The following is a 16,011-nucleotide window of genomic DNA, read 5'->3' as shown; positions in this document are numbered from 1 at the left end:
GCCTCGTTCGAGGCGGGATTGATTAGGTAAATGCATGTCCGAAACAACTCAACAAGCGGTGAGCGAGGGTGGGGCGTACGAAATACTGAAATCCCGTTTATTTCAGCAAGGCAAACAGCTCAAATCCCTTTCGCAGACCTTTAATCAAAATCGTCAGGCTATTTTTGGCGGCCGTGAAAGCCAGCTGGTCGGCAAGGCGAATGTTCAGACCGAAGCCCGCTCGATTCCGATCGATATGGCACAGGTCAATCAGCAACTGCTCTTCGGTTATCAGGTTCACCTTGGCCTGAAATCAGCCCCGTCTCTGCAAGATGTCTTTGGCTTATATCAGCTGCATGAACAGGACGGTACCTTCCGTATCGAACCTCTGCCGCTCGAAAACAGCTTCCTGACTGATTCACGTTTTCTCCACGAATTCACTGAACTCTTCACTTACTACGGTAATGCGCGTCTGACGCAGATCTCTCGTCAGGAAAGCATGCTGTATATTGCGTTCCAGATTGGTATGCGGCCGGAAGACCGGAAGGTGTTTCGTTTCCAGCTGAACGCAAATTCGGTTGAATACCTGGATTCGCTGGGGAATCAGCAACTGGAAAGCGTTCAGCAGCATGATTTCGAGTGGATTGCGACCACACGAAATGATCATGTTGCCGGCACGCATCCGCATGTGTCGATTCGCGATAAGCTCTTTGTGGAGTGTATCGGCGGCGATCTGACCATTAAAGTGGAAGACAACACGGATGACGGCAAGGGGATTTACAGTGAAGTGGTGGAGGATCCGCACCAGAGTGTGGCCGATGCCCAGATCGAATACGCCTTTATCGGTGATCTGATTGCACTGAAGATTCGCCCGAACCGTGAAAAGCACTCCCGCTATTTCATTTATAACCCGATCAACCAGTCGGTCACGCGCGCGGATGCATTGCGTCACAGTGCGAAATCGCTGCCGGAAGATCACGGTGTGCTGTACTCCCATGGTTTTGTTCTGGCGAACGGCGAGAGCAAGCAGTTTGACATGCCGTGGCAGCATCTGAAGTTCTTCCAGAAAATTGCTTCACCCAATGGTGAAGACATCCTTTATTTCTTCTTCAATATGCTTGAAGGCCACTATGTTGGCTTTACCTACAACATGATTGAGAAGAAGTTTGCTGCGCCATTGGAAAGCCATGGTTTCAGTTTGTATCCGGATGGTCGGATGCTGGTATTCCAGGCGTCAGAAAATGCGGAAGCGTCGACGATTCACCCGCTGCGCATCTGGGATACGCCATTCTCTACACCGGAATATTATACTGCGCAGAATGCTTCTGCTGATGGTTCCAGTCCGCTGTTTAATCTGGGTAACGCTGAGCTGGTCCGCGCATTGTCATCTGTGCTGTCTATTTGCCAGCTGGCGCAATCCGAAGAAGTGACTCAGGTGGCATTTGAAGTGCTGCTGAAAGAGTGTCAGACCACACTGGATCATTATCACTGGCTGAACCATGACTATGCGCTCGGCATGGGTGAGGTGATCAATGTTCTGATGGATACGGCAAACAAAATCATTGATGAGTTTGCCAAAGTACTGCAGATGCAAAAATTTGCATCAGAAAGCCTTGAAGAACATCAGCAAGTGGTGACGGATTTGATTGCGAAAATCAAACTGGCACCCAAAGAACAGGCGAATGTCCTGTTAGGTCTGCTGTCTGATGTGAAAGCTCAGGTCGGTGCGACCATGGCGCTGCGTCAGCAGCATTACATGGACACTGAACGTGTCGATGAAATGCTGGAGCAATTGCAGCATCATCGTGAGCAGCTCAATCAGCATTTGCTGTCGCTGTTGCAGGAAGAAAAAGCGTATCAGCCGTTCAAGCAGCAAATCCATGAAATCGAAGAAGCGCTGGTAACAGTCAGTAAAACTGCTGACATTCAGGCGTTGCAAAAGCAGGTTGAAACGCTCCGCGCTGATTTACAGCTGGTTTCGGAAGAAGTCACGGACATTGAAACCGATGATCCGACGCAGTCAACCCGGATTCTGGATCTGACAACGGAAGTTTCTTCACTGCTGAATGCGGTGTCCGCCAAACTGCGGAACAAATCGCAAAGTCTGCAAAGTGATGAAGCTCAGGCTGAATTCAGTGCACAGTTCAAGCTGTTGGGTCAATCGGTCAGCAGTGCGATGGAGCAGGCGACGACGCCGGATGAATGCGATACTCAGCTGGCAAAACTGGTGGGGCAGCTGGATAAGCTTGAATCACGTTTTGCCGATTTCGATCAGTTCCTGGGTGAAATTTACGCCAAACGTGATGAAATTCAGTCCACGCTGGACAACCACAAGCAGCAACTGATCGCCGCGCAGCAGCGTCGAGTCCAGAATCTGCTGCAGGCTGCCAATGTCACTATGGGCAGTATTGAAAAACGGGTGTCCCGTTTTGACGATGTGAAATCGCTGAACAGTTATTTCGCAACCGATGCCATGGTGCTGAAGCTGCACCAGTTGTCGCAATCCATTCGCGATTTGGGTGACAGCGTCAAAGCCGACAGTCTGGATTCCCGTCTGAAGTCGTTGCAGGATCAATCGCTGCGCGCCCTGCGGGATAATCAGGATATCTTTGAAGACGGCGGGAAAGTCCTTCGTCTGGGTCGTCATAAATTCAGTGTGAATCAGCAGGCACTGGATTTAAGTCTGGTCGAACATAACAAGCGGCTTTGTACACATATTTCCGGGACGGATTTCTATCAGCCGATTGAGGATGAAGGATTTCTGAAGCTGCAAGAAATCGCACGCCTGGATGTGTCTTCTGAAAGTGACGTCGTCTATCGTGGTGAGTATCTGGCTTACCTGATGCTATACAGCGCGATGAACAAAGAGGCTGAGCTGTCTCTGGAGATCCTGTATCAGGCGGGCAGAGAAAAGCAGTTGCTGCCAATGGTTCAGCGATTTGCAGCCCCTCGGTACAAAGAAGGTTATGTCAAAGGGATTCATGACCACGATGCAGCCTTGATTCTGCAGCAGCTTTTACCGACGTTTGAGCAGGCTGGTTTGTTGCGTTTCAGTCAGGCAGCCCGTGCGCATGCTTTACTGTGGCTGATCGCACAGCCGGAGACAGCACTGGAAAGCTGGGGGCTGAAGGCCAAAAATGCTCAGATGCTGAAAGAGCACCTGAATGCCGCCGACGCATTCAATGATCTGAAAGTTCTGCTGGCAGAATCCGTTCAGGGACCCGCTGCGCTCGAAAGCAGTGATTACCTGATTCGACTGTTGTCCGGTTCGGATGTACAGATTGAAGTCAGCCAGGATGCTTATGAACTGTGTGAGGATTATCTGCAGTTCCGCCGTAGTCTGGGCTGGCAAGGTGATGAAAATACGCTGGACGTTGCTTTTGTGGATCATCAGCAGTGGCTGGGTCCATATACGCTACAGAAGCAGTATGGTCAGGCCTTTGTAGTGGAAGCAGCAGCGATCGCGGTCTGTAAAACCCACTCAAGCCGTCTGCTGAACAGTGTGGATTTCTCACTGGCTTGCTCAGTTAGCGCTCTGCTGGGCGAACATGACAACCTGGAAAGCGGTAAGCTGACACTGGTTCTGGACGATTTCATTCAGCGTTGTGAGCACCACCGTCGTGTGATTGTGCCGCAGTTTGAGGCCTATCTCAGCCAGCGGACGCATTTGCTCAATCAGGCGAAAGAACAGTTCAGACTGAGCGAATTCAAACCGCGCCCGCTGACATCTTTTGTCCGGAACAAACTCATCAGCGACAGCTATCTGCATCTGATTGGGGATAACTTTGCCAAGCAAATGGGCACCGTGGGTGATAAGAAGCGGACTGACCTGATGGGGATGCTGCTGCTGATTTCACCACCGGGTTACGGTAAGACGACGCTGATTGAATACGTGGCCCATAAACTGGGTCTGGTCTTCATGAAGATCAATGGCCCGTCGATCGGCCATCAGGTGACGTCGCTGGATCCGGCGGACGCTCCGGATCAGAACTCGGCCCGTGAGATTGAGAAAATTAACCTGGCGCTGGAAATGGGGAATAACGTGCTGCTGTATCTTGATGATATCCAGCATACCAACCCGGAGCTGCTCCAGAAATTTATCTCACTTTGTGACGGTACCCGACGGATTGAAGGGACCTGGCAGGGTAAGACGAAAACCTACGACATGCGCGGTAAGAAGTTCGCGGTTGTGATGGCAGGGAACCCGTATACCGAAACCGGTGAAGCATTCCGGATTCCGGATATGCTGGCAAACCGTGCAGATATCTACAACCTGGGTGATATGCTGTCGGATCAGCAGTCTGCCTTCGAACTCAGCTTCATTGAGAACTCACTCACATCTAACCCGGTCCTGGCGCCTCTCGCGACCCGCGATCTGAATGATCTGTATCGTTTCGTGAAGATGGCACAGGGTGACGGTGTTGCGCTCAGTGATATGTCGCACTCGTATTCTTCCACGGAAGCCAACGAAATTGTCGCAACCCTGCAGAAACTGATGCAGGTTCAGCAGACGGTACTGAAAGTGAATCAGCAGTACATTCTTTCAGCGGCGACTGCGGATCAGTACCGTGTCGAACCTTCGTTTAAACTGCAGGGTTCTTACCGGAACATGAATAAACTGGCTGAGAAAATTTCTTCTGTGATGACGGATGAAGAGCTTAATACCCTGCTGCAAGATCACTACCAGGGTGAAGCACAGACGCTGGCAAACGGGACTGAAGAAAACCTGCTGAAACTGGCTGAGTTGCGCGGCAATATGACCGATGCACAAATGGCTCGCTGGGATGAAATCAAGCAGACCTATCAGCGGAAACAAATGATGGGTGATGACAGTGACCGCGCCGGTCAGGTTGTTCAGCAACTGGCGATGATGAATCAGCATATCGCGCGTTTTGCTCAGCCGGTCAGGCTGGAGGATCTGGAATGAATCAGCAACAATGGCTCGACTGGTTAAGTGACTCATTACAGGATGGTCGTTTAGACGACAACGAACGTCGTGAGTTGCAGGTTTCTCTGATGGAAGCCGGTCTGTCAGATGACGATCGCGCTTACCTTCGGAATCAGAGCTTTAAACTGGCCCAGCAAGCCATTCAGGAAGGGACTTCGTCCCTTTCTGTCCTCCGCTGGCTTGAACGTGTTGTAAAAGTGCTTGATAACACTCGAAGTTCGGCGATTGCAGAGGTGGCAACCAGCTGGTTTTCTCCCGGACGTGCCTGTGCTGCGGGTATTATTGAGCAGCTCAGACAAGTCAGAAGCAAAGTGGATATTTGTGTATTCACTATTGCCGATGATGAACTGACCAAACATATTCTCGCTGCTCATGATCGTGGGGTAAAGGTGCGGATCATCACGGATAACGACAAGGTCAATGACGCCGGCAGTGATATTGATTATCTTGCCCGTAAAGGCGTTCCGGTCAAAATTGATACGACGGCGTATCATATGCATCATAAATTTGCTGTGTTTGATGGGATGCGCCTGATTAACGGAAGCTTCAACTGGACACGAAGCGCGTCCAGATATAATCAGGAAGATATCACGCTGACCGACGATCGCCGCTTTTTAACGGCATTTGAGGAACAGTTTGATCAACTGTGGCAGCGTTTCCCCTCTCATCAGCCAACCCAAGGAGGAAGGGCATGAGTCATCTTGTGGAGTCAGTGAAGCAAACGACGGAACAATTGCAGGAAAATGGACCAGCTGAACTGACACCGGACATTGTGGCGTTAGCAGAGCGGTTTGATCCGTTTGATTCGGTGGCGACCATTACTTTTGGTAAGGAAGCACTGGAAAAGATCACCGCGTTTTCTGATCACGTGCTGGAACAGATTCGTGTCCGGGATACGGGCGATGCGGGTGAAATTCTGCAGTCCATGGTGGAATCGATGGACAGTGCGGCGTTTGATCAGCTGAAAGGCAACAGCTTTTTGGCGAATTTACCGCTGATTGGAGAGCTTTTTGATTCATTTAAGAAGTTTTCCCGAAGTTTTGATTCTGTGAAGCAACAGTTGGAGCAGTTGTCTCAGCAACTGGAAGCGCAGGAAGTGAAACTGGCGCATGATATCAGTCAGCTCGATGGGCTCTATGATAACAATCTGGATTTGCTGAAAGGGCTGGAGCAATACATTGCTGCCGGGCAATACAAGCTGGATCAGTTGAAAACTGACGTATTGCCTGAACTCCTGACTGCTTCGGAGCAGTCAGGAGATGCACTGGAAGCTCAGAAGTACCGGGATGCCAGTCAGGCTGTCGCCCGTTTGGAAAAACGCGTGCACAATCTGGCGCTGACCCGGATGGCTGCTGTCCAAACCGCACCGCAGATTCGTTTGTCGCAGGAAGGGAATAAAATGCTGATGGAAGATATCCAGGATATCGTCCATAACACCTTCCCACTGTGGAAACGTCAGTTCCTGATCGCGATTTCGAATTATGAGAAAGAAAAAGCCCTGAAAGTGACCCGTGCTGTGAAGGATTACACCAATAAACAGTACGTGAAAAATGCTGAGGGTCTGAAAATACTGGAAGAGCAGATTGCAGAGAACTACCAGCGTGGCATTCTGGATCTTGAATCTTTGCAGGCCGTTAACCAACTGACGATTGAAACACTGAACAATACCTTGTCTCGGGTGAAAGAAGGTCGTCAGCAACGTGAACAAGCCGAAAAAGTGATTGCAAAGGCGGAGCAGGAACTGAAACTGGCGTTGCAGCAGACGTTGGAAAACTGAGTGCAATAGTGAAATCAAATAAAGAAAAACGGCAGCGATTGGCTGCCGTTTTTGTTGTTACCTTGAAACCACCATCTATGGCGGTGGTGATTGCAAATCACTTTGTTTTCTTGATGTGTCAAGATCGATAACAATTGTCAGTTGAACATTCAATCCCCACCCGAACTACAGCTGCTACAACTACTACAGCCACCACTACCGCTGCAGCTTTGGCTGCTGCTGTCACTGTCAAATCCATTGGTGTAATGATAATTGTCATTGGTATCAGACCCATTGCGATAGTCGTTGTCTGTATCGTTGTGACTGCTGCTGTCATTGCAATCATCGTAGTTATCGTCATCATAGTCACCTTCTGACCCATCGTCGTCATCCTCGGAGCAGAGGGGCGTTTTACAATAGAGAAACCACCCGTCCTCATTGGCAGAGTCAATGGTGCTGACATGGATGGATCTTTTCCTTGGGCTGTGGTGATAACAAAACCCATCTTCTATGTTCAGTTGTTCATCAATTGAAAACAGCAGCGGCATTTCCCGTGGATATCCAGGGCTGATTTGCTCGTGGAGACAAATGAATCGCCAGCTTTGTTCATTTCTTAATCTTCGGGAGGCTGTTGTATTGCTTTCCCAGTCGGGCGAGTGGTGGAAGTAACGGCCAAAAGATTTCTGGCAAAAGTGGTGATAGGTTTTGGTTGCTAAAATGAACTCATGCCAGGCAACATCGACAATTTTAGAAGGCATAGAAATCGCTTTCAGGGGTGTTTGAGAACAAATCAGAAAATAATCTCGAAGTGCTTCAAATACGAGCTCTATTTCGTCATCTGAAAGGTGCGGGTAACAGGCTTTTACCTTTGCTTTAAGTGGCGGCGGGAAACGATATTTTTTTATATGTTCAGTTCTGAGATATGTGGTGGTCTTTATCCATACGTAAGCGATGATACCGAGAGGGATGAGTGTGATGAAGACGAAAATGGAAGTGTTCATTGATTGTTCAAATGCATTTGGCTTTCTGATGTAGTTGAATAGGCGACAGAAAAGTCTGATGCTTTAATGAATGGCTGCATTTGCAGAACAATGCATAAATTTGAATGCGATGAGAAACCAGCAACAATTGCGTTGCTGCTTTCTTGATACTGGTGCTCTTTATTTCAGGTGTAAAAATTGTTCGAAGTTTTTCAAGTGTTCTTCTTCTGAAAGGAGATAAATTATTTTAACTCTGTTTCAAGAAGCACAATTTCAGTTGAACCCACATTTTTCACATTATGCGTTTCAGCCTGAGCAAATAAGGTCATACCTTCTTTAATTTGTAGTGTTTTGGCTGGTTTTGCTGAACCGGATGAGCTGAGTTCAAGCAAGCCACCTTTCAGGACGTAGACGGTCCGGTTTGGATAGCGGTGTGTATGCATGCCGGATTCAGTCGCGGGCGGGTAGGTCAGACGTACAACCTGTACACGGTCATTTTCTAACAGGATTTCTTTATGGTCAGATTCGGATGCCGAGTCGCTGAAAGTTGGCAATGACAGCATCAAAAGCAGAATTACATATCTCATGGTCTTCCCTCTGGGCTGAAATTGCTTTTGATTGCGCTCATCATTTAATAAGCAGTTGAATTGAATTTAGATGAATCTTTCAATCAGTTCAATTCCTTCGCCATCAGAACCTGAGATAAAAAGAACTTTTCTGATTGTTGTACCATTATTATGTTTTACTTAAACTCGACCTCTCAATATCTTTACCTCTTTGGACTGTAAAAAACAGATGGAATTTTTTAATGATTGCGCTTCTATCGAAAAATGTGCGATTGTCCCCTGATTTTCAGACTGATAAATCTCGAAAGGAAAAAGTTCCAGGCAAGTCCCGTGACCAATATTGAGTTTGAGGTTGCCCTGTGCGCTGCCCAAATCTGTGTTGGCGGAAAAGCTGAGGATGTCCCGATAGAAGGCGATAGACTTTTGGATATCCTGACAACTGACAACTGACAACTGACAACTGACAACTGATAGCGATAGACTTAGTTTTAGTGTTTTGAGTCCTATTTCTCACTCTTTATTGATGAAGGCAGATATTTCGCGCAATGTATTCTTTCTTGATGTACCTGCACTTTTTTTAACAGACGAAGTGTAAACTCAAACGTTTAAAATCAGGGTGCATTCTTCCACATGATTATCCTGGATGGTTGAAAAAGGAGTTATCCATGTTTCAACGTTGCTTGTTCCTGTTTTGTCTTTGGACTTGGTCTTGGTGCGCCATTGCGTCAGAAGAAGTGGTATTTCTGCATGGTGGGCATCAGCTCTCCGGGCAATATCTGGCGCCTTTGAATGGCCAGCATGCAAAGGCTGTACTGCTTTTTGTCCATGGTGATGGCGCGATGACTTATGACGCCGATGGGTATTATGCCATTTTCTGGCAACCTCTGAGGGAGAAGGGCTTTGCTATTTTTAGCTGGGATAAACCCGGTGTGGGGAAATCGACTGGACGCTGGCTGAATCAGTCAATGTCCGATCGTCAGTCCGAAGTTCGGGCTGCCGCAAAAGCTGTTCAAGATAAATATGGTTTTACATCAAAACAGACCGGATTGGTCGGTTTCAGTCAGGCGGGCTGGGTGCTCCCTGAACTGGCAAAACAGCCCTCTGGCTTTGGCTTCATGATCGGTATTGGTTTCGCATCTGACTGGATCGCTCAGGGAAGGTATTACGCCAGAACAAGACTGGCAATCACCGGAGCATCTTCGGAAGCGCTTAAGGCGGGTTTAGCTGATTACGACAAAGAGATTGCATTATTGCGCACTCAGCCTTCTTTTCTGCATTATCAGTCTGTTGTCGGGGAGGGTGATCTTTCGAAGGAACGGTATTCATTCGTGCTGCGTAATTTTCAATCGAACGCTGTGTTAGATTATCCGCACATTGCTATTCCGACCCTGTTGCTTTGGGGAGAGCAAGACCTCAATGTTGATGCTCGGTCAGAATATCGCTGGTGGCAAGTGCATCCGAACCCCTGGGTAACAACGCAACTGATCAAAAATGCCAGTCATGGTTTACTCAAAGCGGACATCTTTCATTCGCAGCAGTTTGGCTTGTTGCAGTGGATCAAGCTGATGTGGATGGAACAGGACGCAATGGCACCTGATGTGCTGCCAACGCTATTGACCTGGCTAAATAACGATATGATGTACAAAAGTCAGTAGGTGGCATTGCCGCACTTATCCCCCGCGCGGAATATTTTGCAAATGAAGAATAAAGTCTTCAGGCTTCATATTGTCATCATTAAAAAAACGAAGAATTTCACTGGATGTCGCCTGTTGTACCAGTGGGCTGACCGCCATGGAATCAACAATACTTGGGATCAATTGGCCGGTTTGGGAAGCGGTAAGCATGTCTGCTTTTGCTTTCACAGAACAGCGGTTAAAGCCATCTAATGTAATATCTTTTCTTGCCGGAATTGACCCTTTCACTTGGTTAAAGGCTTTCAGGAAGGCAGGGGAAGACAATGTCTGACTGACAATCTTAGTTGTCTCCGGATGGGTCCTCGGGCTGTCAAATAGGGCAAAGCTGTCCATATTGTAAATAAAGCCCGTTTGTTTCGATGGGGTGGGGTAACATCCGATCGCGTCCGGAATACTCACTTTTCCGGCAAGCAGTTCGCCCAGCACCCAGTCCCCGGAAATCTGAAATGCCCGCTCACCTTCAATCAGCAATTGAGTACCTTCGTCCCAGCGCATGTGTGACATCCCGGGTTTGACGAGCTGGCTGATGGCTCTGAATCTCGCCAGAATGTCATAGGTTATCTGACTGTTAAGCGCTTTGGGGTCCATGTTGATAAAGGCACGCTGGTAATAATCGGCGCCGCCGTAGCCAAAGGCCAGATTTTCAAACAGCAATGCAATTTGCCATTGTTCTTTACCCAGAGCCAGCGGCTCAACACCTTGTTTCTTCAGGCGGGCGAAAACATCAATGAGTTCATCCCAGGTGGTGGGAATAGCCAGCCCGTATGTCCGGAGAACCTTACGGTTAATCCACATCCAGTTCAGGCGATGGACTGTGATCGGTATGGCCACATAGTGCCCCTGATACTGATTGACATCCCGGGCAATAGGTAAGAGGTTTTCCTGCCAGTTGCCGTTTGCTGCAACCTTATCTAATTGATGGAGAAAACCCAGCGCCGCCCAGGATTGAATGGAAGGCCCCTCCAGCTGGACCAGATCTGGCGGCGTTCCTGCGATAGCACGTGCCTGCAGGATAGACATGGCTGTATCTCCACCGCCACCCGGGACGGGCAGACCCAAAATATGGACACCTGCATTATCCAGTGCTTCTCTGACCAGATTGAAGGCAGCAACTTCACCTTTGGCGGTCCACCAGTGCAAAAATTCGATTTTTTTCATCGATGACGTTGGTGATGAAGCTGGTTCTGAGGCAGAAACTGGCAGCGTCAATGCACAGATGCAGAAAAGAAGGAATCGTTTCATGTGTCTCTCGTCAATCGGATTAGCACGACTAGCCCCTGCGCAGGATGGTTTTGTAATGTCAGGTCACCACCGTGACTGCGTGCAATACTGCGTGATATCGTCAACCCCAGGCCGGAACCCAGCTCATCTTGCGGATTGACGCGAAAGTAAGGTTCGAATACTTTTTCTGACCATTTCTTATCGAGTCCCGGGCCATAGTCTCTGAACTGAATCTGGATGTCGTTTTCTGAACATTCCAGCTGAATGTCTACCTTTTTGCCATATTTCACTGCATTATCGACGATGTTGTATAAGCATCGCTTGATTGCCAGAGGCTTACCCAAAAAATGAATTGGCTCATTGGTAAACAAATGGACTCTGGGATCGTTGCGGTTGTAATAGCTGGCACACTGTTCGAGCATCTGAGTCATATCGATCCATTCTGGTTCCTCATGGATATCGGTGTCCCGGATACATTGCAACGCACCTTTCAGCATCAGGTCGAACTCATCAAGAATTTTTTCAAATCGTTCTTTAGCCTGTTCATCATCCAGCATTTCTGTGCGCAGCTTCAGACAGGCCAGCGGTGTCTTGAGGTCGTGAGAAATGGCACCGAACAACATTTCCCGGTCACGAATATAAGCACGAACCCGCCGGTTCATTTTGTTAAAAGCACGGACGGCTGCCCGTGTCTCTTTACTGCCTTCTTCATGTACTTCTTCGACATAGAGCTGTCCACCCATCAGGGTTGCGGCTTTAGCCAGCCTGCGAATTGGCCGGATTTCCATTCGCAGCAGCCAGACCGTACAAAGGACCAACAGCAGTGAAGAGACACCCAGGAACATGAGCTGTTTCTGGTCGATAAACTGGGGCGACAGCGATGAAAAAGGGACAGGTAAGGTGGCTGCCAGATAAAACCATTCCTGCTCAGACATCTGGATTTGCATCACGACAATGGGTAAGTCCATGTCTCCAAGAGCCAGGCTGTAACTGGCCCAGATTTCCGGGAGAGCATCCAGTTTGATTCCGGAATTGAAGACCCTCAGGTCCTGGCGCTGGCTTAAAGCGATATCGATTTGCTCTGCGTGGTTTATCTTTTGACCCAGTACATCATGCGCGGTTGAAAGCAGCAGTTCAGTCCGGTCATTTGCTGTCGGGAGGGTGACGGGTAATTTCCGCTGGTTAATCGAGATAAAAAAGCGCGTACCGCCCATTTCACGTATCTGGTTCAGGATCAGGTAGCGATAATTCACGGGCAGCGCATGGAAATAGTTATAGGTGTCTGCGGCATTCGACATCAGACTTGTCATGGTTTTCTGCAGGTTTTCGGCTTCTTTTTTTGCACCGGACTGATACCAGATCAGTCCGGCGATCAGTTCCGCAATCACGATAACGATGAGCAGCGTTGCACCAATACGAAAAGTGATGGAAGAAAAAAGAGATGATAGAGAAGTCAGCTTCATGAGGAGAATCAATTACACCGTTATCACATCACTGGCCAGCATGTAGCCTTTGTTTCTGACGGTCAGAATCAAAGACCGGTCATCATCATGCAGATGTTTTCTCAGGCGGCTGATCTGGACGTCGATTCCCCGTTCAAACGGTTCGGCATCCCTTCCCCAGATACAGCGGGCAATATTGTCACGGCTGAGTAACTGATTCGGCTTTTCCAGCATCAGGCTGATCAGGTTGAAGTCAGCCCCGGAGAGCGGAATGATTTCGCCCTCTTTGCTGATTAAACGACGTTTTATCAGGTCACAGGTCCAGCCGGAAAACTGTACCAGATGGTGCGATGCGGCTTCTCCGTGTGTGACCTGAGTCCGGCGCAGCAAGGCTTTGATTCGCGCCAGTAGTTCTCTCGGGCTGAATGTTTTGGTGATGTAATCATCAGCTCCGATTTCAAGACCGGCAATCCGATCCACTTCATCGGTCACAGCGGTCAGCATGATAATCGGCACATTGGAACGCTTCCGGATCTGACCGCAGAGGGTTAGCCCGTCATCTCCCGGCATCATAATATCGAGAATGATCAGATTCGGTTCGGCCTGATTGAAGTGTGCCCACATCTCTTCGCCATCGCAGGCAGTCAGTACATGAAACTCTGAGCGACCAAGGTATTCAGTGAGTGCATCCCTGAGTTCCTGATTATCGTCCACGACGAGAATCGTCTTCATTTCTCTGGTGTTCTTCATACCTGACCGCGTTGCTTATTCCATTTGTGTATCTGATACATCATTTCAACATGGAAAACCACAGCTATAGCTCAAAACTCATACGTACCTCAACTTGGGTATGTAACAGGCTACTTACAAACTCATAGGCTTTTGTAACCTTCAGTCCGCTTGTTTTCATTAAGTTAGTTATGTACCTCTACGAAAATATCAAGAAGGACATAAAAAAATGATAAACAGTACTTTTGGACTCTTACAACGGATTGGCAGATCTCTGATGCTGCCAGTTGCCGTGCTTCCGGTCGCGGGGTTATTGCTTGGGATTGGGTCAGCCAATTTTGCCTGGTTGCCGGAGTTGGTCTCAAACATTATGGCCATGTCTGGTGACGCGGTATTCAGTAATCTGGCACTGATTTTTGCTATCGGTGTCGCACTGGGATTATCAGATAATGACGGCGCTGCAGGGCTTGCTGCAACGGTCGGTTTTGCCATTATGACAGCCACCATGGGAGTCATGGCAAAATTGCACGGCATTGAACCTGCAACAATCATCGGGATTCCGAGCCTGAATACCGGGGTATTCGGCGGGATCATGATCGGTGCTGTGGCCGCTTATCTCTTTAATCGTTTCCACAATATCAAGTTACCCGAGTATCTGGGCTTCTTTGCCGGTAAACGTTTTGTCCCAATTATCACCGGTATCAGCGCTATTTTCCTCGGGATTTTACTGAGTTATGTGTGGCCGCCAATCGGCAGCGCAATTGACAGCTTCTCGCACTGGGCGGCATACCAGAGTCCGACAACCGCGTTCGGGATTTATGGTCTGGTTGAACGTTCCCTGATCCCGTTTGGTCTGCACCATATCTGGAACGTTCCTTTCTTCTTTGAAGTGGGAGAGTATGTTGATCCGGCGACTGGCAAACTTATTAAAGGTGAAATTCAGCGTTATCTGGCAGGTGACCCGACAGCGGGAAATCTGGCGGGTGGTTATCTGTACTCTATGTGGGCGCTGCCTGCTGTTGGTCTGGCAATCTATCATTCAGCCCGTCCTGAAAAGCGTGCCCTGATTGGCGGGATTATGGCTTCTGCAGCGCTGACTTCCTGGCTGACAGGGATCACGGAGCCGATGGAGTTTTCCTTTCTGTTCGCCGCACCGGTTTTATATGTGATTCACTGTATCCTGACGGGACTGGGGTTTGCATTGGTGACCGCGCTGGATATTCATCATAGTGTGACTTTTGCACATGGTGCGATCGACTTCCTGCTTTATTTCCCACTGTCGCAAAACGCCTGGTTGTTTATTGTGATTGGTCCTTTGTGGGCACTGATGTACTACAGCATTTTCCGCGTACTGATAGCCAAACTCAATTTGATGACACCGGGACGTGAAAGTGAAGCTGATGAAGTCAGCAGCTTGTCTGAAATTGGCACTGAGCTTGCGCAGAATCTGATTCAGGCACTGGGCAGCAAAGAGAATATCAAGAATGTCGATGCCTGCATTACACGTCTGCGTGTGACGTTGCTGGATATCAAACAGGCTGATATTCCCAAAATTAAACAGTTGGGTGCCCGTGAAGTACTGGTGGTCGGAGATAATCTGCAGGCTATTTTCGGGACGCAATCAGACAATATTAAGACCGAAATGAAGGCGGTTCTCGTCGCTTCAAATTAATCCGGGACCGGACGGTGAGAACCGTCCGGTTTCATTTGTGTTTATTGAAGAAAAGGAATGACTCATGCATTTTTCGAAGCGTTCAATGATGGCGGGCATTTTGGCTGCGGCTGTGTTTTCTCCGTCGTTGGTACAGGCTGCACCATTGGATGTGAATCAGGAAAAACTCTATTTTCTGAGTCCGCACCCGGACGATATTCTGCTGACCTTCGGCGGTCTGATCAATAAATTATCCAAAGAAGGAACACTGGATCAAAAAAACAATGTCACTGAAGTGTTTTTCTCTCTGTCAAATTACACAACGAACCATCTGAATGAGCTGACCAATAAACGTGTATTTGATGTTTCAACGATGCGGAACAGTGAAGATTTCGGGGCCCACATAAAAATGTTCGGACAGTGGGATAACTTTCGGTACAAAACGGCTGGCTTCTATGATGCGCCATTGCGGAAATATGAAGGCTCTGTCACGGCTGGTGGGGGGCCGGCAGGAACATTTGCGGACTTCCGTCAGGATGAGATTGCCGTTTATGAGCGCATTGCCGCTGATGTCACACCAGTATTGAAGCAAGAGAACTGTGCCGCATTTGTTCTGTTGGCAAACGGCAGTCATATTGATCACTTCATTGTGCGTGAAGCCGTGATGAAAGCAGCGCATGATTTGGGGAATGAAGCAAAATGTCAGATCTATTTCGGTGAAGATCAGCCATACACGGGAGCGAATCCGGAAAATGCAATGGATGAAGTGAATAGTATCCAGGCCCGGCTGCCGGCGAATGCTCTGACCTCCATGACTTTCTGGATAGATAAACAGCATAAGATCGAGATGTTTAAGGAATATTATCTGAGTCAGTACGACACAGGCTATATCCCGCCACTCGAAAGCACAGATTATGAAACCATTTATAAATGGGATAAATCGACATACAGTGCACTACAGCCCCATGCGAAGTGTCAGGCTGCATTCTGTAATTTGCAGTAGCGGATCTGTTCATTTCCCCCGAACACATTCGTTTTCTCTGCG

General features: G+C 48.5%; 11 protein-coding genes. 6 read left to right on the top strand and 5 right to left on the bottom strand.

The annotated features are described in order from the left end of the window. The first annotated feature begins 34 nt into the window (after positions 1–34). From SPK40_RS09105 to SPK40_RS09095, 3 genes are read left to right on the top strand one after another with little or no spacing between them, the layout of a single operon-like run. The gene (locus SPK40_RS09105) at positions 35–4,906 is read left to right on the top strand and encodes a DNA repair ATPase (protein ID WP_330960232.1); all 4,872 of its coding nucleotides are present in this window, start codon (positions 35–37) and stop codon (positions 4,904–4,906) included. After that, positions 4,903–5,622 carry a phospholipase D-like domain-containing protein gene (locus SPK40_RS09100; protein ID WP_330960231.1) on the top strand — a complete coding sequence of 240 codons (720 nt, stop codon included), beginning with the start codon at positions 4,903–4,905 and terminating at the stop codon, positions 5,620–5,622. The genes SPK40_RS09105 and SPK40_RS09100 overlap by 4 nt, the downstream gene beginning before the upstream one ends. Next, positions 5,619–6,704 carry a toxic anion resistance protein gene (locus SPK40_RS09095; protein WP_330960230.1) on the top strand — a complete coding sequence of 362 codons (1,086 nt, stop codon included), beginning with the start codon at positions 5,619–5,621 and terminating at the stop codon, positions 6,702–6,704. Before SPK40_RS09100 ends, SPK40_RS09095 begins: the two co-directional genes overlap by 4 nt. A 149-nt stretch (positions 6,705–6,853) precedes the next feature. Here the strand turns inward: SPK40_RS09095 and SPK40_RS09090 are convergent, their stop codons facing one another. After that, positions 6,854–7,684 (bottom strand): glycine-rich domain-containing protein, encoded by an 831-nt coding sequence (locus tag SPK40_RS09090; protein WP_330960229.1) that lies wholly within the window; start codon positions 7,682–7,684, stop codon positions 6,854–6,856. Between the two features lie 221 nt (positions 7,685–7,905). Further along, positions 7,906–8,250 carry a cupin domain-containing protein gene (locus SPK40_RS09085; RefSeq protein WP_330960228.1) on the bottom strand — a complete coding sequence of 115 codons (345 nt, stop codon included), beginning with the start codon at positions 8,248–8,250 and terminating at the stop codon, positions 7,906–7,908. Positions 8,251–8,894: 644 nt separating this feature from the next. On the opposite strand from SPK40_RS09085, the gene SPK40_RS09080 reads away from it, so the two are divergent. Beyond that, the gene (locus SPK40_RS09080) at positions 8,895–9,884 is read left to right on the top strand and encodes an alpha/beta hydrolase family protein (RefSeq protein WP_330960227.1); all 990 of its coding nucleotides are present in this window, start codon (positions 8,895–8,897) and stop codon (positions 9,882–9,884) included. 15 nt (positions 9,885–9,899) lie between these two features. Here the strand turns inward: SPK40_RS09080 and SPK40_RS09075 are convergent, their stop codons facing one another. The 3 genes from SPK40_RS09075 to SPK40_RS09065 form a co-directional block, all read right to left on the bottom strand. Beyond that, a complete protein-coding gene (locus tag SPK40_RS09075) occupies positions 9,900–11,081 on the bottom strand; it encodes an ABC transporter substrate-binding protein (RefSeq protein WP_330960226.1) in 1,182 nt (393 codons plus the stop codon). An 80-nt stretch (positions 11,082–11,161) separates the two neighbouring features. After that, complete coding sequence (locus tag SPK40_RS09070) at positions 11,162–12,607, bottom strand: HAMP domain-containing sensor histidine kinase (protein ID WP_330960225.1); 1,446 nt, start codon at positions 12,605–12,607, stop codon at positions 11,162–11,164. 12 nt (positions 12,608–12,619) lie between these two features. Next, the gene (locus SPK40_RS09065) at positions 12,620–13,336 is read right to left on the bottom strand and encodes a response regulator transcription factor (RefSeq protein WP_330960224.1); all 717 of its coding nucleotides are present in this window, start codon (positions 13,334–13,336) and stop codon (positions 12,620–12,622) included. 208 nt (positions 13,337–13,544) lie between these two features. Between SPK40_RS09065 and ptsG the strand changes: the two genes are divergently transcribed. Beyond that, positions 13,545–14,987 carry a glucose-specific PTS transporter subunit IIBC gene (ptsG, locus tag SPK40_RS09060; protein WP_248142065.1) on the top strand — a complete coding sequence of 481 codons (1,443 nt, stop codon included), beginning with the start codon at positions 13,545–13,547 and terminating at the stop codon, positions 14,985–14,987. Between the two features lie 64 nt (positions 14,988–15,051). Further along, complete coding sequence (locus tag SPK40_RS09055) at positions 15,052–15,969, top strand: PIG-L family deacetylase (protein WP_248142066.1); 918 nt, start codon at positions 15,052–15,054, stop codon at positions 15,967–15,969. Positions 15,970–16,011: the final 42 nt, after the last annotated feature.

It is taken from the genome of Photobacterium sp. 53610 (genome assembly GCF_036409375.1).
In the GTDB taxonomy this organism is placed as follows: Bacteria; Pseudomonadota; Gammaproteobacteria; order Enterobacterales; family Vibrionaceae; genus Photobacterium.
Note: the sequence above shows the minus strand (reverse complement) of the source record. Positions and strands in the feature narration are given on the sequence as shown.

Excerpts from the sequence above, each read along its gene's own strand:
- SPK40_RS09105 (WP_330960232.1), top strand. The coding sequence starts at position 35 with ATGTCCGAAACAACTCAACAAGCGGTGAGCGAGGGTGGGGCGTACGAA.
- SPK40_RS09100 (WP_330960231.1), top strand. The coding sequence starts at position 4,903 with ATGAATCAGCAACAATGGCTCGACTGGTTAAGTGACTCATTACAGGAT.
- SPK40_RS09095 (WP_330960230.1), top strand. The coding sequence starts at position 5,619 with ATGAGTCATCTTGTGGAGTCAGTGAAGCAAACGACGGAACAATTGCAG.
- SPK40_RS09090 (WP_330960229.1), bottom strand. The coding sequence starts at position 7,684 with ATGAACACTTCCATTTTCGTCTTCATCACACTCATCCCTCTCGGTATC.
- SPK40_RS09085 (WP_330960228.1), bottom strand. The coding sequence starts at position 8,250 with ATGAGATATGTAATTCTGCTTTTGATGCTGTCATTGCCAACTTTCAGC.
- SPK40_RS09080 (WP_330960227.1), top strand. The coding sequence starts at position 8,895 with ATGTTTCAACGTTGCTTGTTCCTGTTTTGTCTTTGGACTTGGTCTTGG.
- SPK40_RS09075 (WP_330960226.1), bottom strand. The coding sequence starts at position 11,081 with ATGAAAAAAATCGAATTTTTGCACTGGTGGACCGCCAAAGGTGAAGTT.
- SPK40_RS09070 (WP_330960225.1), bottom strand. The coding sequence starts at position 12,607 with ATGAAGCTGACTTCTCTATCATCTCTTTTTTCTTCCATCACTTTTCGT.
- SPK40_RS09065 (WP_330960224.1), bottom strand. The coding sequence starts at position 13,336 with ATGAAGAACACCAGAGAAATGAAGACGATTCTCGTCGTGGACGATAAT.
- ptsG (WP_248142065.1), top strand. The coding sequence starts at position 13,545 with ATGATAAACAGTACTTTTGGACTCTTACAACGGATTGGCAGATCTCTG.
- SPK40_RS09055 (WP_248142066.1), top strand. The coding sequence starts at position 15,052 with ATGCATTTTTCGAAGCGTTCAATGATGGCGGGCATTTTGGCTGCGGCT.